Source organism: Pontibacter akesuensis (assembly GCF_001611675.1).
Classification (GTDB): Bacteria; Bacteroidota; Bacteroidia; order Cytophagales; family Hymenobacteraceae; genus Pontibacter; species Pontibacter akesuensis.
The window spans coordinates 2223917-2244689 of sequence record NZ_CP014766.1 but is presented as its reverse complement, the minus strand read 5'-3'; the positions used below and the strand labels follow the sequence as shown (position 1 = coordinate 2244689).

The following is a 20773-nucleotide window of genomic DNA, read 5'->3' as shown; positions in this document are numbered from 1 at the left end:
CGGCTTATATAGTACCTTTAAGTAGCACCTATTTACCCAAGGAGAATTTATGAGAAAATGGAGCCTTTGGCTTGTTGCCCTCGGAATGGCAGCCAGCACCTCGGCGGTTGCTCAGCGTGGCCTCACGCCCACCAGGGCGAATACGAAAGAGCTGCAGCGCATCGCTACTTCTGCTGAAAAAGAGTACAGGGCAAACCGCGCCAAAGCGCTTGAACTGGCGAAGGCGCGTGGTTGGGTAATAGAGAAAACGTACAAGGACGGCACCTTTATCTCGCTGCAGGGCATCGATGCCACTGGCCTTCCCATCTACTACATCACCTACAACAATGCCAACGCGGCCGCCACCACGCAAACCGATCAGTTATGGGCAGGTGGTTCGCTGGGTCTTAGCCTTAGCGGCAGCGGCAGCAGCGTAGCTAACAAACTCGCCGTCTGGGATGGCGGCGGTGTGCGGGTGTCGCACCAGGAGCTGGCCGGGCGCGTTATCCAGAAAGACAAACCCGATGAGGCAAATGAGCATGCCACGCACGTGGCGGGCACGATGGTGGCCGGGGGCGTGAGTGCTGCCGCAAAGGGCATGGCATTCGGTTACAAGTCGTTGCTGGCGTATGATTTTAATGGGGATGAGGCTGAAATGGCCGCTGCCGCAAAGGATTTGCTCGTATCGAACCACTCGTACGGCAACATTGCCGGCTGGCGCTATAACTCCGACCGCAAGGGAACGGACGAGGATCCGTATTGGGAGTGGTGGGGGAATACCAACATCAGCACCTCCGAGGACTATAACTTTGGTTATTACGACCAGGATGCCGCCACCTGGGATGAGATCGCCTATAACGCCCCGTATTACCTGATCGTTAAATCGGCAGGCAATAACCGCAGTGAGAATGGCCCGGAGGTAGGCAAGCCCTATTTCCAGCGCAACAGCAACGGAAAATTCACGTTGGTGAAAGAGCGGCCCGCCTCCATCAGCAGTAACGACAGCTACGATGTTTTACCCTCTTCAAGCAACGCCAAGAACATACTTACCGTGGGGGCTGTCTATGCGATAAACGGGGGCTACAACCAGGCACAGGATGTACGTATTGCTCCGTTCAGTTCCTGGGGCCCCACTGATGATGGCCGCATAAAACCGGACATTGTGGGGAATGGCATTGCCTTGCTTTCCACCTCCTCCACCAACGACAGAAGCTACAAAGTGCTGAGCGGCACTTCCATGGCGGCTCCGAACGTATCGGGCACGCTGCTGCTGCTGCAGGAGCACTTCTCAAATGTGAATAACGGCAGATTTATGCGCGCCGCCACGCTGAAAGGGCTCGCCATTCACACAGCCGATGAGGCAGGTGCCAATGCCGGCCCTGATTATATGTATGGCTGGGGATTGCTCAATGCCGCGCGTGCCGCCACCGTAATTTCGAACACAAAGGGTACGCACCTGCTGGAGGAGAAGGTACTGGCTCAGGCTGCTACGCAAACCCTAACCGTTGTCGCCTCTGGTAACGGCCCGCTTAAAGTGACTATCTCCTGGACCGACCCGAAGGCGGAGCCAATTGCCATTGGTGCCTCGGCCCTGAACAGCCGTACGCCAAAGCTGATGAACGACCTGGATGTACGCGTAAGCGGCAACGGGAAAAATTACCTGCCCTGGACCCTGAACCCCGGCGAGCCGGCAGCGGCAGCCCGGGTAGGAGACAATGTGCTGGATAACGTGGAGCAGATACTGATCGCCGACGCTGTGCCGGGCCAGACCTATACCATTACCATCAAACACAAGGGCACGTTGATACAGGGCCCGCAGGCGTATTCTCTGCTGGTAAGCGGAGTTGGCGGCACAGCAGCCTGCGCCACTGCGCCAACCACGAACACGGGTGCCAGGATCAGCAGACTCACGCTGGGCGGCATTGCCATCAATCAGGATGGAGCCTGCACCACCTACCGAAACCAAACCAACACGGTTTTCTCTTTTGAGCCAAGCCAGACAAAACAACTGAAGCTGGACCTTAGCTCCTGTGGCGCTGCTGCCGCTAAAATCGCCAAAGTGTTTATCGACTGGAATGGCAACGGCGCCTTTACGGATGCCGGCGAAACCATTGCTTCTGATGTGATAGCCGGCGATGGCACCTTTACCACCAACCTTACGGCTCCCGGCTTTGTGCAGCAGGGCGATAAAGTGCGCATGCGCGTGGTAGTGCAGGAGACAACGGATGCCGCGGCTGTAACGGCCTGCAGCACTACGGCAAAAGGCGAAACACAGGATTACCTGATACAGTACAACAGGCCACAGCAGGATTTGGGCGTGGCCGCCGTAACGCCTGTGGGCGCCTCGCTTTGCGCAACAGGAACGCAGCGTGTGCAGGTAACGCTTCGGAACCACGGCGCTGCGCCACAGCAGAATATTCCAGTAACGGTAAATGTGCTGAAAAACGGTGTGCAGCTAAAAACGCTAAGCGGTACTTTTGCCGGTACGCTGGCTCCTTACAGCCAGGCTGACCTATTGCTGCCGGAGGCGTTTGCCACGGAGGATGGCGCGACCTATGAACTGGTGGCGCAGTCGAACCTGGGCGGCGATGCCGTGCAGAGCAATAACCAGCGGGGCTATACTTTCAGTATTGCCGGAACGGCCATTGCGCCTGTCGAGGCCGCGGCCTTCCGTTGTGGCGAGGGTCCGAACTATACCGTATCGGCGCAGGGTCAGGGTACGCCTTTCTGGTACAGCTCCCCCACCAGCACGGTGCCGGTAGCGGCGGGTAACCAGGTGCAGGTGCCTGTATCCAAAGTAGGCACCGCCCTTTATGCTGCTTTCGGTGATTTTTCGGCAACAATTGGTGTACCTACCAAAGCTGCCTTTCCAGGCGGCAATTACAACCAGTTCAGCCCATCGGTGCTGGTGAATACGAAAGCTCCTATGGTGCTGGAAGAGGCGCGCCTGTACATTGGCAACAGCGGTAAAATCACCTTCACGGTGTATGACAGCAACGGCGCCCCGGTATCCTCCCGCACCCTGAATGTAACGGCTACTGCCAGCGCTCCGGGACCCGATGTGCAGCCGAACGACCCGGCCGACCAGGGGCAGGTATACTACCTGGGCCTGCAACTGCCAGAGGCCGGAGATTACAGCATTGCCATTTCGTATGCTGATGGCGCTACCATCTACCGGAACAACCAGGGAGTAACAGGCTATCCGTTTGAGGTTTCGAACGTGTTCTCGATCACGGGCAATACGGCCACCTCTGAATCACAGAGCTACTATTACTACTTCTACGACCTGAAGGTGCGCGCCCTGGATTGCCCAAGTCCGCGGGTAGCAGCCGTCATGAAAACAGGTGCTCCGCTCGAGAAGCCCATTGTGACACGCCAGGGGCAGGAGCTTGTCTCGAATGAGCCTGTGGGAAACCAGTGGTTTCTTGATGGCCAGCCAGTTGCGGGTGCCACAGGGCAGCGCTTCACCCCAACGTTCAATGGCAGGTATAGCCTGCTGGTTTTCCGGGATGGCTGTATTTCAGAAATGTCAATGGCGTACAGCTACGAGAAGGAAAGTGCGGAACGCGGCGTGGGTCCTGAACTTATCGTGTACCCGAACCCTAGTGCCGACGGCAAGTTTGAATACACCGTGGAAACAGATGCCCTGGAAGCGATGAGCCTCACCGTAATAGATTTACTGGGAAGGCAGTTGTACACGGCTACCGTAAGTGCGGTTAATGGCCAGTACAAGGGTAAATTCGATATCTCAAAAGACAAAGATGGCCTTTACATCGTTCGCCTGCAGTATGGCGACCAGACCTACACCCGCAAGGTAGTGGTTCGGAGGTAAGGAAGGTTTTTAAACAGCAAAAAGGGCGGAGGCACTCTACAGTGCCTCCGCCCTTTTTGTTTGCTGCTCTATACTTCCGGCTGCCATTCCGCCCGTTCAGGCTGTATTTGCCAGGCGGCATTTCTACTTACTTTTTGGATAGCTTGCCCTTCACGGTGAGGTAGTCCAGGTAATACAGTATCTTAATGGAGAAGGTGTTGCTCTGTGGAGAACGCAGCGTGTGAGAGAAGTTATCGACGTAGCGCGGCTCCACCAGGTGCACGTTTTCCTCAAAGGCATTTTTCCAAACAACCGTGATTTCGCTTCCGGGTGCAAACCACCACGAGTACACCATGTCCAGGTTAAAGGAGTTGTAGTTCAGGTCGGGTGATTGGGTCGGCTCATAGGTGTAAGGCTCCAGCCCGCCATTTTGCTGCAGCAGGAAGAAATCGCTGTAAATAACCTTGCTCCAGTTGTGCCAGGCACGCAGTTGCAACGACATGCGGTTGTTGAAAATATAGCTGCCAGCCAATGAATTGTTCACCGAATTCACCTTGCGCAGACCAAAAATGATATCCCGGTCCGGCAGCGGGTTCCCTGCCTCATCCAGGCGCGTAACCAGGTTCACAAAACCCATGTCATCCTGCCGCCTGCCCGATTCAAAGCCGTAGTCAAAGCTTAACTGATTGTTTACACGGTATCGCGGCGAAATCTCATAGAAGAAATTGTTGCGGTCGTTTTCGTCGAAGGCGCGGTAGTTGGCCCCCACATCCAGGGCAAAATTCTTGCGGTAGTCCGTCGATATCCATCCGTTCAGGGAATAGTTTACCGGGAACGCATATACTCTGCCGGCCACGCGTGGCTCAAAAAAGTCGTTGGTGACCACCGGCTCCAGGTTCACGTTGAAACCCGCACTTGTAAAGTTCTTAAACGTGCCGTTCACGTTACTGTAAATCACGAAATTCTGAAAATCATCCGGCCGGAAACGGCGCTCATACACGGCCCCGGCGTTGGTGTACAGGTTCAGCAGCTTCCAAAAAGGCTCATAGAAGTTGTAGGAGAGGTTCAGCTCCTGCGCAGAGGAGTTGTTGGTGAACAGGATACCCAAATCGTTTGGATCATACTTGTCGGAGCGCAGGATGTGGGCCGCGCTGTACTGAAAGTTACCGCTCACCTTTCCTGCTCCCACTTGGTACATGTAGCCGCGCTCCGTATCGGCGGAAAAGAACTTCTGGCTGAGCGCCGCTTTGCCGTTAACGGCATACTTGTTTCCCTTATTGGCGATGCGGAAAACCATCCCGGTCAGGTTGGCATCGTACGTAGAGCCTTGCCGCATCACGTTGGTGTTTACCAGGGTTACGAAGGAGTTGTTCTTCAGTGATTGATCGAACACGGCTATATTGTAGTTGGTGAGCGGCTGCGTTTTCAGCTCCAGTTCGTTTCCCTCCTGGTCCTGCAGCACCGCGTACTGCTCACCCACCACCGCATTGAACAAGCCGATTCCCAAACCAGACGAGGTACGGCCGGAAATTTTAGTGCCGTTGATCATGCGGGTTTCTATTGGGTTTTCAACCACATCGTAATCACGGTACAAACCACTGTAGATGCGGTTGGCGTTGGCCGGACGGCCGCCGATGCGCCTGGAGTAGAAGAAGCCCCCTTTGTTGAAAAGCTCGGTGCCCTCCAGAAAGAAGGGCCGGTTCTCGCTGAACTGCTGCTCAAACGGCGACAGGTTCAGTACCCGGTTATCAGACTGCACCTGGCTGAAGTCGGGCACCAGGGTCATGTCCAGCGTAAAGGCATCGCTGATGCCATACTTCAGGTCGAGACCACCGCTAAAGTTATAGTCCTTCTTGTGCACGGTGTTCCCTGTTCCCTCCTGCTCCACCGGGTACCGCTCCATAAAGGTGGAGATGTAGGGCGTAAGCGACAGGCGCAGCGGTGCTTCAATATCGCGCAGGCCCTCCAGCCTGCCCCACTGGTTGGCGAAGCCGTCTACCGCCGGGTCCACGTAGTTCCAGAAAAAGCCTTCGCGCGTAGCCTGCCGGTTGCGCATAAAGTTCAGCCCCCATACCTGCTCCTGCTTGCTGCTGAAGCGGATGGCCGAGTACGGAATTTTGAATTCAGCCACCCAACTGGTTTCATTTATCCTGGTGTTGCTCTCCCACACGGCGTTCCAGCTCCAGTCCTCGCCGTTGGAGGAGTAGCGGGCATCGAGCTGCACACCGGCTGGGGTAATAAAAAAGCCGAAGCCATTCAACTCGTCCAGGTATGTATCCAGGAAAATGCCGAAGAAATCGGTGTTGCCGAGGTCATCGCGGCGGCCCAGTTCGCGCAGGATCGAGTCCTGCGATACATCGTGCATGATGGCCCCCACGTAAATCGCCTCATCGTCGTACAGAATCCGCACCTCCGTCGGGTGCTTCTCTAGCGGGCCGGGGTTGGGCCGGTTCTTAATAAACTGGGTCGCAATCGCCGCCTGCTGCCACATTGGCTCGTCCAGTTCCCCGTCTATTTTCGGCGCCTGCTGCACCCGCTCCGCCTGCAGCGTTTTCTGTGGGTAATTATACTTCTTTGCTTGGTTTTGCTGCTGGTCTTGCGCGGTACAGACCAGGCAGCAGAAAAACAGAAAGGGGAGCAGTACCAATTTTTTCATAGGTAGTGTAATGTATGGCAGTAGGACTCTTGGTGTAGCGTAAAAGATGTAGCGGCAGGAGCAAAGGTTGCCTCTGAAGTATAAAATTATACAAATTTTTGTTCGGAGATAAATGATTTACTAACGCAATCAGTCCTTTGATCATAAATGGTTTTCACTGCCTTCCTCAAGCCGCAATCGGAATGGCGCCATAGGCTTTGAAGCGGCAATCTACACTTCGTTACAAAGTATAAACTGATTTGCCTGCGCATGAAAAAGGCCATACTTGTGCAAGTATGGCCTTCTCTCTTTTCACGAAGTATGGCAACTACAAATCCTCTTCGCGCACCAGCATCAGCACAGCTGACTGGGGCACGATAAAGTATTTCTCTGAAAGGTAGTTGATCTCAATGGCATCGCGCTGCAGGTAAATGGCCAGGTCGCCTTCTTTTGCCTGAAGCGGGATGTAGCGCACCTCTTCCTCCTCCTGCCCCCACGGCTCCTCTTCAAAGCCATAGTCTGCCGGAATAGGATAGCCGGGCCCCACCTTCATGATATAACCCTCCTGCACCTTTTCCTTGGCCTGCACGCCCGGCGGCAGGTACAAGCCGCTCTTGGTTAGCTCACTGGCGGTTTTTGGTTTGATCAGCACGCGATCGCCCACGATGATGATCTTCTCCAGCTTATTTTCTTTTGAAATCCTCATTTGTAATGTATCCATCTTATAAGGGGTCAGCGGTTACTTTGAAACGCATATCAGCCTTGATAGTTATGTCCTGCGAAACAGGCTTCCGTAGCGCAGCTTTTGTGCGGATGGTGTAACTTTCGCCTTTGATGTACTCATCCAGTTTAGCGTTGGTGGATTTTAGCTCCAACTGGGTGGCCCCCATCGGTACCTCCTCCAGAAAAGCGATTTTTACTTCCGGCTGGTTTTCACTGGAAATGTACAACTCGATCTCATCCAGAAAATCAAAGTTCTGCTGCTGCGGATCAGTAATCACCAGCGTGAGCTTGTTCAGGCTTACATCCTTCACCAGTTCGGCGCGGGTTTGGTTGTTTTTAAACGTTTCCTCAGAGTTGGTAGGCACCGTAAACGGTGTGATCGGCACCAGTCGCCCTATCGGAAAGCTGGAGTCGATGGTGAAGGTTTCATCCTCGTCAATGTAGAATGTCAGTAGGTCATCAATTTTTTCGCAGGCTACTGTTACCAAAGCCACCAGCAGCACAAAGCTCAACGCTATTCGCTTCATTTTGTTAATTTGTAAGGGTGAAGTATAATAAAACAATTGCGGCAAGCGCAATAAAGGGCTTACCCTCATGCGCTTGCCGCAATTTACAAAATACCGGGCAGTTTAATCAAACATATCGCCTTTGCGCACCTTGCCGTCGCCGTGCTCGTTCCAGCTCATCGGGTAGTTTTCGTCTAAGTATGGCAGGGCATCCTCAGTCAGGTACAGTGGCTTAAAGGTGTCGATCATCACGGCATACTCCTCCGTTTCCTTCTTGCCTATACTTGCCTCCACGGTGCCGGGGTGCGGGCCGTGCGGAATACCGCCCGGATGGATGGTGAACGACCCGCGCTCCACGCCTTTGCGGCTCATAAAGTTACCCTCTACATAGTATAGCACCTCGTCTGAGTCCACGTTGGAGTGGTTATAAGGCGCCGGGATAGACAGCGGGTGGTAGTCGAACAGGCGCGGCACAAAGGAGCAGATCACAAAATTGTGCGCCTCAAAGGTCTGGTGCACCGGAGGCGGCTGGTGAATGCGGCCCGTAATCGGCTCGAAATCCGCGATGTTGAACGCGTAAGGGTAGAAGTAACCGTCCCAACCCACAGCATCAAACGGGCTGAAATCATAATAGAACTGGTGTAGCTGCCCCTCCTTCTTCACCTGTACCAGGCGCTCGCCCTTCTCTGTCTCTGTGATCAACTCTACCGGTGGACGCATGTCGCGCTCGCAGAACGGCGAGTGCTCCAGCAACTGGCCAAAGTGGTTGCGGTAACGGCGCGGCGTCTCAATCGGGCTGAAAGATTCTATGATTAACAGCCGCACCTGCTTTTCGCTTTGATCGAACCGGAACTTGTGAATAACCGTGCGCGGAATTACGAGGTAATCGCCGGGCCCGAACGGGATGCGCCCCATCTGGGTCAGCAGATCGCCGGTCCCGTCGTGTACGAACACCACCTCATCGGCCTGTGCGTTTTTGTAGTAATACGCCATTTCCGGCGCCGAGGGGTTACAAACGCTGATGGCCACATCGCTGTTGAAGAGCATGGTTTTGCGCGCATCTAAGTAGTCGGAGCCGGTGGCGTTCACCTCCACAGTGCGCAGGTGCTGCGGGGCCAGCTTCACGTTCTCGGCCTTTTTGGGGGCAAAAGGTTTCGGCTCGCCGATGCGGCTGATCTGCGTGGGCGGGTTAATGTGGTAAAGCAGCGAGGATACGCCACTGAAGCCCAGCGTGCCCACCAGCTGCTCTGCGTAGAGGCTGCCGTCGGGTTGCCTGAACTGGGTGTGTCGCTTGTGCGGGATCTCTCCCATTCTATGGTAAAAAGCCATGGTATGGTGCTTTATGGTGATGCTGTTTTTAGATGCTGGATTGACAAAGGACTTTTTTATTGAAGACTTTTCGATCAAAGACTAAAGAGTACTCTGTTAGCTTTAAACCCACCCCTGGCCCCTCTGCGGAGGAGAATTTTTCTAGATTTAACTGTCTCACTCTCCATTGTCATTTCGAACGCAGTGAGAAATCTATCTGGAACTTTATATAGATCTCTCACAGCGTTCGAGAGGACAAGAGTAGGATAAATTTACTTCTAGTTAAACCGCCTCCTCAGAGGGGCAGCTCAATCATATTCAGAAAAACGTTTTCTCCCTTGTCTTTTGTCAAACGTTCCTTTGTCAACCCTTATACTTACATACTATCTGAGGCCAGCCGCTGTGCCCTGCTGAAATGCCGGATCGCCTGCTGAAACTCTTCATCGGACTGGTGCAGGATCGGGAAAAAGCCCTGGTTGCCGTACACGCTTCGTGCAATGAAGGCTTTCAGGTTGTTGCGGAGCAGGTTCTTGGAGCGATTGAATTCCGCCTCGTTGTACTCCACCTCTGCCTCCCGGGCCATCTGCACCACGTCCTGCAGCATTTTGTCCGTTACCTCGAAGTTTGCCTTGAACTTCTCGAACGGCATCTTCTCTAGCGTGTTTTTATTTTTGCGGTAATAGTTAAGGGTATACTCCCGGATAATGTTCTTGTTGTAGAGCTGGCTCAGGTAGTGCGACAGTTCCATGGTATCGCGGGGAACAAACACATCGGGCATAATGCCGCCGCCGCCGTAAACCGCACGGCCCTGCAGTGTTTTATACTTGAGCGAGTCCACAAACAGGCTGCTGTCCGGGTGAAAGTACTCTCCGTTCTCAAAGCGGTTCAAAATGTCCATTTCGTAGGATTCCGCATCGCCGGCATAAGGCTTTTGGATGGAGCGGCCGCTTGGGGTGTAGTAGCGCGAAATAGTAAGGCGCAGCTCAGAGCCGTCGTTAAGCGGAATCGGCACCTGCACCAGGCCTTTGCCAAACGAGCGGCGGCCCACTATCAGCGCACGGTCGTTGTCCTGCAGGGCGCCGGCCACAATCTCGGAGGCCGAGGCACTGCCCTCGTCCAGCAGCACGATCAGCGGGCCTTTCTCAAAAGCGCCCTTCTGCTCTGCAAATGTCTTGGAATCATACTTGTCGCCTTTGCCGTCGGTGTACACGATCATCTTCTCCCCCGACACAAACTCGTCGGCCATGCGGATGGCGTGATCCATGTAGCCGCCGGGGTTACCACGCAAATCAAGTATAAGCTGCTGCATTCCCTTGCCCTTCAGCTTGGTTAGCGCCTCTTTGAATTCTTCGTAGGTGTTGGCCGAGAAACGGCTCACTTTGATGTAGCCGGTGGTGTTATCCACCATGTAACTCACATCCACCGAGGAAGTAGGGATTTTGCTGCGCTCTATTGAAACGTTTAGTGGCTTGCGGGTGGCATCGCGCAGTATAGTCAGGTTTACCTTGCTGCCCTGCTTGCCGCGCAGGCGCTTAAACACGCCTTCGTTCGTGATGCCGATACCGGCCACAGTCTCGCCGTTTACTTTCACAATCTTGTCGCCGGCCTGTATGCCCGCAGCCTCAGAAGGGCCTCCGCTGATCGGCGACACCACATAGATGGTATCCTTAAAAATGTTGAACTCCACCCCGATGCCCTCGAAGTCGCCCTCCAGGTAAGAGCGGGCCATGGCCAGTTCATCGGCGGGGATGTAGGCTGTGTGCGGGTCCAGTTTTTTCAGCATCTGGGTGATGCCGTAATCCGCCAGCGCCTCTATATTCACGGTGTCCACGTAGTCGCGGTCTATGTAACTCAGGATGTCGCGGAACTTCAGGTAGCTTTTGGCCGTGCCCTGTGGGTTGTTTGATGACGGTGAGAACGTAGTGGCCCCCAGCAACACGCCTACCACCAATGCCATCGCGATGAACAGCGGCAGCTTTATCTGAAACGAAGAATTCCGGATTGGCCCCCTTTCATCTTCCTGCTCCATCTTTTCCATATGCTTGATTTTAAACTGCATCGGATGCCCGTTGGCAGGCAATGCAATATTTTACCTTAAATATACACAGGTCCCCTATATCTATACAAGTACAAATAAGTAAAGTTGCAGCCCCGCATTGCTCCTTTGAGCCGCTGCGACACGGTTACCGCGGCAGCTTTTGCTCGTAATTTCCTGTCAATTTAAAATTGTTCTAAATAAGCCTTGCCTCATTCGCTTTTGCTCCTTAGCTTTGCTCCACTATTTTAAATCAGTCTAAATAAACTGTACACTACTAAACTATAAACTATGCTTGCTTCAATCAGACGTCATGCTGCTTTAACGCTCGTAGGCTTGGCAGCCTGCGTAAGTTTCACCTCCTGCTCTGACGATGAAACCGACGCGCCATCTTACAATGTGCCCGAAACCTACACATTTGACAATGTGAACTACTCAGGCCAGACAACCCGCCTTGCCATGCTAAGTGAAATTGATGCCTATGTTAAAACCGGCAACACAGGCAGACCATTGGATGCGCAGAAGTTGAAAAACATGTACGCTAACGTCAACACACCTTTCACCGATGCCAGCCTGAACGCGGCAACTGATAAGCAGCTGAAAAACAAAACTATTGAGTCGGCACGACCTGTTTTTGAGGGTTATTTTGATGCTGTAGCCCAAGCCAGCCTATTAGGCACTACGCCAGCCGCACCTGGTAAAGCCGGTATTCTGACTACCGCAGACAACAAGCCTTACCTGGTAGATGCTAACGGTGTAGAGTATGCCCAGCTGATACAGAAAGGCCTGATGGGCGCCGTTTTATACTTCCAGGCGGTGGACGGCTATTTATCAGCCGAGAAAATTGGCCCTGCAGTAGACAACACCACTGTAAAAGACGGCCAAGGCACCGATATGGAGCACCATTGGGACGAGGCTTTCGGTTATTTCGGAGCTCCCGTTAATTTTCCTAAAGAGACTGAGGGCGCTAAATTCTGGGCTAACTACAGCAACCAGGTTGATGCCGCCCTGGGCAGCAACAAAGCGCTGATGGATGCCTTCCTGAAAGGCCGTGCCGCTATCTCGGCAAAAGACATGGAAGCGAAAGACGAAGCCGCCGCTACGATCCGCACCGAGTGGGAGCGCCTGGTAGCCGCCTCGACCATACACGAGCTGAATGCCGCGAAGAAAAACATGGCAGACCAGGCGAAAAAGAGCCACTACCTGTCTGAGGCGCTGGGCTTTTTGATGGGCCTGCAGTACAAGACAGATCGCCAGCTGACGAATGAGAAGTACCAGGAGGTGAAGAATGCCATCGGCACTAACCTCTACGCCACCACAGCTGACGACATTAACGAAGCCATTGATATCCTGAGCGCTGTGTACAAGATGGACAGCATCAAAGGCCAGCTATAAGGGCTAAGGCTTTCTAAGAGAGTACAAAGTGCAGCAGCCAGGCCATTGCCCGGTTGCTGCTTTCTCATTTAAAATCATACTACTATGCTAGCATTTAAGCGATATACGGTTGTAGCACTTGCCTGCCTTGCCACCTTCTCAGGCTGTGGTTCTGATAGCGAGGGCGAAGGCCCTAAAACAGCGTACGACCGCACGGCGATGGTGAACAACTATGCCGAAAACCTGATCATACCAGCCTACACTACCTTCAACAGCAAAACAGATGCCCTGGCTACGGCCATAAATGCTTTCACGGCAACTCCTTCGGCCGCCACGCTGGCTGCTGCACGAACGGCTTACCTCGATGCCAACAAAAGCTGGCAGGATGTGAGCGCGTTTGAGTTTGGCCCCGCCAGCGACGAACTGCTACGCACCAACCTGAACATATATCCAACAGCTGCGAACGAAATCGAGGGCAACATCGCTGCGGGCACTTATAACCTGCAGGCCACCGAGAACCTGGATGCGAAAGGCTTTCCGGCCCTGGACTACCTGCTGTATGGGGCAGGCACCGAGGCTGAGGTAGTGGCGAAATACACAACAGGCAACAGCGCCGCCAACCGTAAAAAGTACCTGCAGGATGTTACCAACCTGATAAAACAACGCGCCACAACGGTACATAACGCCTGGACTACCGGTGGCTTTGCCGCAAAGTTCAAGCAGGCCGAAGGCACCGCAGTGGGCAGCGCCGTAGGCAACCTGGTGAATGAGCTTAACTCTGATATTGACCTGACGAAGCGCGCCAAACTGGGCTTTCCGAGCGGAAGGTTTAACTCAGGTACCCCACTGCCGGAGAAGGTGGAAGCCTACTACAGCGGCAACTCACTGGAGCTGCTGAAGCAGACGATCCGTGCCGAGAAAGCGGTGTTTATGGGACAGAGCGCCAACGGAACCAATGGCCCCGGCCTAGATGATTACCTCGACCACGTGGGCGCCATGTATGGGCAGGGACTACTGTCTGAGGCCATAGAGGCTCAGTTCGATGCCGCGCTGGCTGCTGCCAACGCTGTGCAGGGCCCGCTGTCCGAAGCTGTGGTTTCGCAGCCTCAGGCAGTTACCAAAGTGTACGACGAAATGCAGAAGCTTATCGTGCTCACCAAAACAGACATGCCAGCCGCTTTGGGCGTTACCATCACCTACGTGGACAACGACGGCGACTAACATTTTGCTCCCCCTGGAGGCAATTATACTCTGGGGGAGCAAATCTGCTTTTCCAGGTAATACGGAAGTATACATCCTATGCTACAGAAGCTACAGTCACACCTCTCCCAACCTGTATCCGCGGCCCCGCTGGCGGTGTTCCGTGTTATTTTTGGAGGGATGATGCTGGCCAGCGTGCTGCGCTTTATAGGCAAGGACTGGGTAACGGAGCTGTATGTGCAGCCAAAGGTATACTTCCCCTACTACGGGTTTGAGTGGGTGCAGCCGCTGGGGGAGGCGGGCATGTACGCCCTGTTCACGCTGATGGCGCTTGCTGCCCTGGGTATTATGCTGGGGCTTTTCTACCGCTTCTCGGCGCTGCTGTTTTTCCTCTCCTTTACCTACGTCGAGCTCATCGACAAAACGAATTACCTCAACCACTACTACTTTGTGAGTGTGGTGGCTTTGCTGCTGGTGCTGGTGCCGGCGCACCGCCACTTCTCGGTGGATGTGCTGCGCAAACACGGTCTTTGGGTGAGCCATGTGCCGCGCTGGGCCGTGCTGATTTTTCAGCTGCAGTTGGGGCTGGTATACTTCTATGCCGGCATCGCCAAGCTTAACCCCGATTGGCTGTTGGAGGCCATGCCGCTGCGTTACTGGCTACCGGCGCACACGCACCTGCCGCTCATCGGCCCGCTGCTCGACGAAGTATGGGTGGCCTACCTGTTCTGCTGGTTCGGCGCTTTTTATGATCTGACTATCCCATTCTTCCTGAGCTGGCGCAGGAGCAGGCTGCTGGCCTATGCCACGGTGGTGGTGTTCCACGTGCTTACGGCGGTGCTTTTCCAGATTGGCATGTTTCCCTACATCATGATGGTGAGTACGCTGATTTTCTTCTCCCCAGCTTTCCATGAGAGGCTGCTGGGCCTGTTCCGAAGTATAGCAAAGGTGCCGAAGCCAGCCCTACCTAGATTTGCCGGTACCGCTGGCCAGCCTATACTTCTCGGTATACTTGGTTTTTATTTCCTGCTGCAGGTGCTCCTGCCCTGGCGCTATTTGCTGTACCCCGGCCAGCTGTTCTGGACTGAGCAGGGCTACCGCTTCTCCTGGCGCGTGATGCTGATGGAGAAAACCGGCACCACGTTTTTTTACGTCCGCCACCCGAAAACAGGCTTTGAGACAGAAATCAACAACCGCGATTACCTTACCGTGAACCAGGAAAAGCAGATGGCCACGCAGCCGGACATGATTTTGCAGTACGCGCACATGCTGCAGCAGGACTTCGCGGAACGCGGTATGCCGGGTGTGGAGGTGCGCGCCGAGGTGTATGTAAGTATGAATGGCCGTGGCAGCCGCCTTTTGATCGATCCGAAAGTTAATCTGGCTGCCGAAAAAGAGAGCTTCCTGCCCAAGCCCTGGATTTTACCTTTAGAAGACGTTGCCCCGCCGCAGAACGCGGTAGGGCAGAATTAAACACACATGCGCTACACGCTCACGACCGTTCTTTTCCTTTGCAGCTGCCTGGCTGCCCTGGCACAGTCCTATTCTGTTTCCGGTACTATTACCAATGCCGCCAACGGGCAACCCGTGCCGCAGGCAGAGGTGCTGCTCACCAACACAGGCAACCTCTTTCAGGCCGATGCCAGTGGCAAGTATAGCATCAGCAACCTGGCTGCCGGCACCTATACCCTCACGGCCTATAGTGTAGGCTTGGGTTCGGCTACACAGCAGGTAATCATCACCAACAGCCCTGTTATCCTCAACTTTATACTGAAGCCGCTCGAAGGTAAGATCAGCGAGGTGAAGGTGAAGGGGGAGCGGGAAAAGACCTTTGGCATTACGCGCCTGAACTCAGTAGAGGGCACCGCTATTTACGAAGGCAAGAAAAGCGAAGTGGTCGTAATCGAAGATATCTCGGCCAACAAAGCCACCAACAACAGCCGCCAGGTATTCGCGAAAGTAGCCGGTCTCAACATCTGGGAAAGCGATGGCGCGGGTCTGCAGCTCGGCATCGGGGGGCGTGGCCTTAGCCCGAACCGCACCTCCAACTTCAACACCCGCCAGAACGGCTACGATATTTCGGCTGATGCCCTCGGCTATCCGGAAAGTTATTACACGCCTCCCGTTGAGGCCCTTGACCGAATTGAGGTGGTGCGCGGCGCGGCCTCGCTGCAGTATGGCACCCAGTTTGGCGGCATGATTAATTTTGTGATGAAAGAGGGCCCGGAGGACAAACCCTTCGAGCTCACCACCCGCCAAACCGTGGGCTCCTGGGGCCTGTTCAACTCCTTTAACAGTGTGGGCGGCAGCAAAGGCAAGTTTCATTACTACGGTTTTTACCAGTACAAACGCGGCGACGGCTGGCGCGACAACTCCAATTTTGATGCCCACACCGCCTTCAGCTCTATCCACTACAAACCAACAGACCGGCTGGAGATAGGCTTTGACTATACCTTTATGGATTACCTGGCGCAGCAGCCGGGTGGCCTCACGGATGCGGCCTTTGCCCAGGATGCCCGCCAATCGGTGCGCAACCGCAACTGGTTTAAGGTAAAGTGGAACCTGCTGGCCCTCACGCTGGACTACCGCCTGAGCGAGCGCACGAAGCTGAACATCCGCAACTTTGGTTTGTTGGCGCAGCGCGATGCACTGGGCTACCTGGAGAAGATCAACCGGGCAGACCCGATGCGGGAGCGCCTCCTGCTACAAGACCAGTTCAACAACTTCGGCAACGAAACGCGCCTGATTACCCGCTACAATTTCCTGGACTCTTTCTCCACACTGTTGGTGGGCGCCCGTTACTACCACGGCCTGACAGACCAGAAGCAGGGTAACGGCTCTTCCCGCTCGGATTCGGATTTCCGCTTCTATTCTGAGACGGGTGCGCCGAGCCAGTCCAGCTACGATTACCTGAGCCGCAACGTGGCCGTGTTTGCCGAGAACATCTTCAACATCACCCCAACACTAAGCGTAACGCCCGGCGCGCGCTACGAGTGGATCAACACCAACGCAGACGGTAGCTACCGCGAGGTGATTGCCGACCAGGCAGGAAACGTAATTCGGGACGAGACAAAGGCGGAGGACCGCAGCAACTCACGAAACATCCTGTTGCTGGGCCTGGGCCTAAGTTACAAACCCAACGAGCAGCTGGAAGTATACGGCAACTTCTCGCAGAACTACCGCGCCATCAACTTCAACGACATGCGTGTGGTGAACCCGAACCAGCTCGTGGACCAGAACCTGCAGGATGAGAGCGGCTATACTTCGGACCTTGGTGTGCGGGGCAACAGCAGCGGCGTTCTCAACTATGATGTGAGCCTGTTCTACCTGGCGTACAAAGACCGGATCAGCTCCATTAACCAGGTAACACCCAATTACCAGATCCAGCGGGTGCGCACCAACGTGGGTGACTCATACCATTACGGGCTGGAAACTTTTGTGGAAGCGGACCTGCTGAAGCTATACTATGGCGCCGACCACCCGACCAGCCTCTCGGCTTTCTCCAACATCACCTATGTGTACACCACTTATGAGAGTTCTGAAAGTGATGTGGACGGCAAAAACGTAGAGCTGGCTCCTGCCGTGATCGCCAAGGCGGGTCTGGCCTTTAAGCGCAATAACTTTAAACTGGCCTATCAATACTCTTACACGGCCGAGCAGTATACCGACCCTGCCAATTCCATACTTGAGCCAACTGCGGTGGTGGGCATTATCCCGGCGTACTGGGTGATGGACCTCTCGGGCAGCTATACTTACGGGCGCTTCACGTTGGAGACAGGCATCAACAACCTGACCGATAACCGCTATTTTACCCGCCGCGCCACGGGCTATCCGGGTCCGGGCATTATTCCGTCGGATGCACGCAGCTTCTACCTCTCGCTGCAGTTTAAGCTGTAGCCCTAGGTGGTGTAGATCGCGTTACCGCAGGCGTTCTGCCTGAAATCGCCTAAAAGCCTGATGAAGAACTCAAAGCTAAAATTACTACCTTTGTAGTAGAGAAGCGAACGCTATGGGCAGAATAATGGGTATTGACTATGGGACAAAGCGGGTGGGGCTGGCCGTTACGGACACGCTCCAGATAATCGCGAGCCCATTAGAAACCGTTCATGCCCAGGATGTGTTGTCTTACCTGAAGGCTTATGTACTGCGCGAACCGGTGGAGGCGTTTGTGCTGGGCATGCCGCGCAACCTAGCTGGCAACGCCACCGACAACACCCAGCACGTGGTTGGTTTCCAGCGGAAGTTGCAGAAGGAGTTTCCGGAGGTGAAAGTGCATTTGGTGGATGAGCGTTTTACCTCGAAAATAGCGCAGCAAACCATGTTGGCGGGTGGCCTTAAAAAGAAAGCACGCCAGGACAAAGGCACGGTAGACCGCGTGAGCGCCGCCATTATTTTACAGTCGTATCTAGAAAGCAGAAGTTATATATGATTTATCCGATTGTTGCCTACGGCGACCCCGTCCTGAAAGAAGTAGCTGAAGATATTCCGCAGGACTACCCGAACCTGAAAGAGTTGGTGGACGATATGTTTGCCACCATGTACCATGCGCACGGCGTAGGCCTGGCTGCCCCGCAGATTGGCAAAAGCATTCGTTTGTTCGTGATCGACTCGGAGCCGATGATGGACGAAAAAGACGAAGGCAAAGGCCTGAAGAAGGCGTTCATCAACCCGGAGATTGTGGACGAGGACGGTGAGGAATGGGGCTTTGAAGAAGGCTGCCTAAGTATACCGGGCGTGCGCGAGGTGGTTTACCGCCCGGAGCGCATCGTAATCCGTTATTTTGATGAGGAGTGGAACGAACACGAAGACACGTACGATGGCATGAACGCCCGCGTGATCCAGCACGAGTACGACCACATCGAAGGCATCCTGTTCACTGATTACCTGAACGGCCTGCGCAAGCGCCTGATCAAAAACAAGCTCGCCAAGATATCGAAAGGCGAAGTAGACGCAGACTACAAAATGAACTTCCCCGCTCTGACGAAGAGACGCTAAGTCTGTACTTGATTATAGCAAAAGCGCCTGCCATTTAACTGTGGCAGGCGCTTTTGCTTTTATGTGCTGGCAGTAGCAGGGCTGCCACTTTCGAACTGATGGGGCTGTTCTTTGCTTAAAGCCACTCTCCTGCCACACCTGGTTTATTTTTCCAACTCTGCCTGAAAAGGCGAGGCTGGCAAGCCCTCTTTGTTGTAGAGGTTCGCTCCTTCGGGGTTATCGGCCCACGCGTACCTTACTGCCACCGGCTTGCTTACCGTATCGCTCCAGACGACAACTTTATTTCCTTCGATTCTGGCCTTTGCCCACACATACTTTTTGTCAGGGCTGGCGATGGCGAATTGCTTCAGCTCGCCTCCTCTTGCCTCCAGGCCGCTGCCTGTGTTGGCAAAAGTAAGTATAAGCTTATTGCCTTTTCGCTTTACCGACTGATACATCGGGCCGGAGTATACCACTTCGTCTCCGTAAGCCACTTTCTGCGCCGCCAGCGCCAGCCTTTCGCCAACAGCCTTTTTGTTAAGCGGATGGATATCGTTCCACTCCCCCACATCTATTGCCACAGCCATGGCCGAGTTAGGTAACGCCAGGGCTTTGCGCTGTGCTTCCCGCAGTTGGGCCCAGTCACTTTCAGAGGGCTGTGATTTCGCTTCCATGTAATTTGCGAGCTGCACATACAGGAAGGGGAAATCTCCCTGCCCCCACTTGTTGCGCCAGTCTTTGATCATGGCCGGGAACGAGCTTTCATACTCTTCCCAGGTATCGGCGTTCGACTCTCCCTGGTACCAGATCACGCCTTTGATGTTATACTTGATGAGCGGCGCGATCATGGCGTTGTACAGGCCCAGCGGTTTCCAGCGGATAAAGGTCTGGCTCTTCAGCGGGTCCATGGCTGCGCCCAGTTTGTACTGCCACTTCCCCTTCAGGTCGATCTTCTTGTTGCCGGCCACCAGCTCATACGGCTTATCCGGCACAAAACCGCCCCTGCCGCTTTCGTTGACGATGCGGATGGCCAGTGTATTTTTCCCTGCTTTCAGCACACCCGCAGGAACCGTGTACCAGCGCGGCGGATACTGATAACCCGTAGTGCCGACAAACTGTCCGTTCACAAAAGCCGAGTCAGAATCCACGATGGCGCCCAGGTTAAGGTCGGCTGGCTGCCCGGCCATACTTGCCGGCACCTCAATTTCTTTCCGGAACCATACCACCCCGTTCACCGGCCCCAGCCCGGTGTCGGCCCAGTACCCGGGGATTTCCATACCTGCCCAGTCGGCAGTGTTCAATGCCGGATCAGACCAGTGAAGCCTGCCTTGGTAGCCTTTGTCTTTCCGGAACAGTTCCCGGTACCAGGCCTGAATTCTTGCCTGATCCTCCCCTTCTATCTTTTTAATGTAATTCTGATCTTTGAATAACTGCGCCTCCTGGTAATGCTCCGGAAACTGCTTCAACGCCTCCTCACTAAGCCAGGCCTCTACGGGCGAGCCACCCAGTGCAGAATTGATAAGCCCGATGGGCACTTTATACTTTGCGTACAGGTCTTTGGCAAAGAAGTAGCCTACAGCCCCGAAGTTTGGAATAGTAGCCGGCGTGACTTTCTGCCAGCTTCCCGCCTCCAGGTCCTGCCGCGCCACGTTGAAATCATAGGTCTTAGGAACCTCAAAATAGCGGATGAACTCGTTTTGCGCTGTTCTCATCTCCTCGGCATACAGCGGCTTTACCCGACGCATCGGCAGCTCCATGTTCGACTGCCCTGAGCACACCCACACATCCCCTACCAGGATATCCTGCAGCGTAATAGCATTCTTGCCTGTGATCACCATTTGGTGCGGTCCCCCTGCTTTCAGCTTTGCCAGCTGCACCTCCCAGGCACCCTTGTTATCGGCAACAGCCTGGTAGGTTTTGTTCAGAAAACGCACGCTCACCTTTTCTCCGGCTGATGCCCAACCCCATACTTTTAAATCAGTATCGCGCTGCAGCACCATACCATCCGATATTAGCTTTGGCAGCCTCACCTGTCCCTGCGCCACCAGCGGCAGCAGGAAGGAAAGCATCAGGAAGAACCTGATTAAATTAGCCTTTGTATGCATGAAGTATAGGTCTTGGGTTATGCCTCTTTGGAGGGTTGGGATTAGCAACTGTCCTGCAATTTTATTAGTTTAACAGGATGCGACTTCACCAACTTTTTCAAAGTAAGGAATTGTAAGCATAAA

Annotated in this window: 13 protein-coding genes; 7 read left to right on the top strand and 6 right to left on the bottom strand. The window is 54.3% G+C overall.

The annotated features are described in order from the left end of the window. Positions 1 to 49: 49 nt before the first annotated feature. Positions 50 to 3811 carry a S8 family serine peptidase gene (locus A0W33_RS09495; protein ID WP_082815184.1) on the top strand — a complete coding sequence of 1254 codons (3762 nt, stop codon included), beginning with the start codon at positions 50 to 52 and terminating at the stop codon, positions 3809 to 3811. A gap of 127 nt (positions 3812 to 3938) precedes the next feature. On the opposite strand, the gene A0W33_RS09490 is transcribed toward A0W33_RS09495, so the two are convergent. From A0W33_RS09490 to A0W33_RS09470, 5 genes are all read right to left on the bottom strand, one after another. Next, positions 3939 to 6446 carry a DUF5916 domain-containing protein gene (locus tag A0W33_RS09490; RefSeq protein WP_071890030.1) on the bottom strand — a complete coding sequence of 836 codons (2508 nt, stop codon included), beginning with the start codon at positions 6444 to 6446 and terminating at the stop codon, positions 3939 to 3941. A 307-nt stretch (positions 6447 to 6753) separates the two neighbouring features. Further along, a complete protein-coding gene (locus A0W33_RS09485) occupies positions 6754 to 7131 on the bottom strand; it encodes a co-chaperone GroES (protein WP_068837926.1) in 378 nt (125 codons plus the stop codon). A 16-nt stretch (positions 7132 to 7147) separates the two neighbouring features. Beyond that, complete coding sequence (locus A0W33_RS09480) at positions 7148 to 7675, bottom strand: hypothetical protein (RefSeq protein ID WP_068837925.1); 528 nt, start codon at positions 7673 to 7675, stop codon at positions 7148 to 7150. Positions 7676 to 7777: 102 nt separating this feature from the next. Then, positions 7778 to 8983: a homogentisate 1,2-dioxygenase gene (locus A0W33_RS09475; protein WP_068840038.1), complete on the bottom strand. Its 1206-nt coding sequence runs from the start codon at positions 8981 to 8983 to the stop codon at positions 7778 to 7780. Positions 8984 to 9338: 355 nt separating this feature from the next. Beyond that, positions 9339 to 10991, bottom strand: a complete 1653-nt coding sequence (locus tag A0W33_RS09470; RefSeq protein ID WP_068840037.1) for a S41 family peptidase — start codon at positions 10989 to 10991, stop codon at positions 9339 to 9341. A gap of 297 nt (positions 10992 to 11288) precedes the next feature. Here A0W33_RS09470 and A0W33_RS09465 point away from each other — a divergent pair, with 297 nt between their 5' ends. The 6 genes from A0W33_RS09465 (at position 11289) to def (ending at position 18566) form a co-directional block, all read left to right on the top strand. Further along, entirely contained in the window at positions 11289 to 12392 is a 1104-nt protein-coding gene (locus A0W33_RS09465) for a DUF4856 domain-containing protein (RefSeq protein ID WP_068837924.1), read from the top strand. 84 nt (positions 12393 to 12476) lie between these two features. Continuing rightward, positions 12477 to 13592 (top strand): imelysin family protein, encoded by a 1116-nt coding sequence (locus tag A0W33_RS09460; protein ID WP_068837923.1) that lies wholly within the window; start codon positions 12477 to 12479, stop codon positions 13590 to 13592. A 78-nt stretch (positions 13593 to 13670) separates the two neighbouring features. Next, on the top strand, positions 13671 to 15044 hold the full coding sequence (locus A0W33_RS09455; protein ID WP_068837922.1) for an HTTM domain-containing protein: 1374 nt from the start codon (positions 13671 to 13673) through the stop codon (positions 15042 to 15044). A gap of 6 nt (positions 15045 to 15050) precedes the next feature. Next, positions 15051 to 17468, top strand: coding sequence for a TonB-dependent receptor (locus A0W33_RS09450; RefSeq protein WP_068837921.1), 2418 nt, complete (start codon positions 15051 to 15053; stop codon positions 17466 to 17468). Between the two features lie 112 nt (positions 17469 to 17580). Next, the gene (gene ruvX / locus A0W33_RS09445; protein WP_068837920.1) at positions 17581 to 18000 is read left to right on the top strand and encodes a Holliday junction resolvase RuvX; all 420 of its coding nucleotides are present in this window, start codon (positions 17581 to 17583) and stop codon (positions 17998 to 18000) included. Further along, a complete protein-coding gene (gene def / locus A0W33_RS09440) occupies positions 17997 to 18566 on the top strand; it encodes a peptide deformylase (protein WP_068837919.1) in 570 nt (189 codons plus the stop codon). Before ruvX ends, def begins: the two co-directional genes overlap by 4 nt. 143 nt (positions 18567 to 18709) lie before the next feature. Here the strand turns inward: def and A0W33_RS09435 are convergent, their stop codons facing one another. Next, positions 18710 to 20650 (bottom strand): sialate O-acetylesterase, encoded by a 1941-nt coding sequence (locus A0W33_RS09435; RefSeq protein WP_082815182.1) that lies wholly within the window; start codon positions 20648 to 20650, stop codon positions 18710 to 18712. Positions 20651 to 20773: the final 123 nt, after the last annotated feature.

Excerpts from the sequence above, each read along its gene's own strand:
- A0W33_RS09460 (WP_068837923.1), top strand. The coding sequence starts at position 12,477 with ATGCTAGCATTTAAGCGATATACGGTTGTAGCACTTGCCTGCCTTGCC.
- A0W33_RS09475 (WP_068840038.1), bottom strand. The coding sequence starts at position 8,983 with ATGGCTTTTTACCATAGAATGGGAGAGATCCCGCACAAGCGACACACC.
- ruvX (WP_068837920.1), top strand. The coding sequence starts at position 17,581 with ATGGGCAGAATAATGGGTATTGACTATGGGACAAAGCGGGTGGGGCTG.
- A0W33_RS09465 (WP_068837924.1), top strand. The coding sequence starts at position 11,289 with ATGCTTGCTTCAATCAGACGTCATGCTGCTTTAACGCTCGTAGGCTTG.
- A0W33_RS09480 (WP_068837925.1), bottom strand. The coding sequence starts at position 7,675 with ATGAAGCGAATAGCGTTGAGCTTTGTGCTGCTGGTGGCTTTGGTAACA.
- A0W33_RS09450 (WP_068837921.1), top strand. The coding sequence starts at position 15,051 with ATGCGCTACACGCTCACGACCGTTCTTTTCCTTTGCAGCTGCCTGGCT.
- A0W33_RS09495 (WP_082815184.1), top strand. The coding sequence starts at position 50 with ATGAGAAAATGGAGCCTTTGGCTTGTTGCCCTCGGAATGGCAGCCAGC.
- A0W33_RS09435 (WP_082815182.1), bottom strand. The coding sequence starts at position 20,650 with ATGCATACAAAGGCTAATTTAATCAGGTTCTTCCTGATGCTTTCCTTC.
- def (WP_068837919.1), top strand. The coding sequence starts at position 17,997 with ATGATTTATCCGATTGTTGCCTACGGCGACCCCGTCCTGAAAGAAGTA.
- A0W33_RS09455 (WP_068837922.1), top strand. The coding sequence starts at position 13,671 with ATGCTACAGAAGCTACAGTCACACCTCTCCCAACCTGTATCCGCGGCC.
- A0W33_RS09485 (WP_068837926.1), bottom strand. The coding sequence starts at position 7,131 with ATGAGGATTTCAAAAGAAAATAAGCTGGAGAAGATCATCATCGTGGGC.
- A0W33_RS09490 (WP_071890030.1), bottom strand. The coding sequence starts at position 6,446 with ATGAAAAAATTGGTACTGCTCCCCTTTCTGTTTTTCTGCTGCCTGGTC.
- A0W33_RS09470 (WP_068840037.1), bottom strand. The coding sequence starts at position 10,991 with ATGGAGCAGGAAGATGAAAGGGGGCCAATCCGGAATTCTTCGTTTCAG.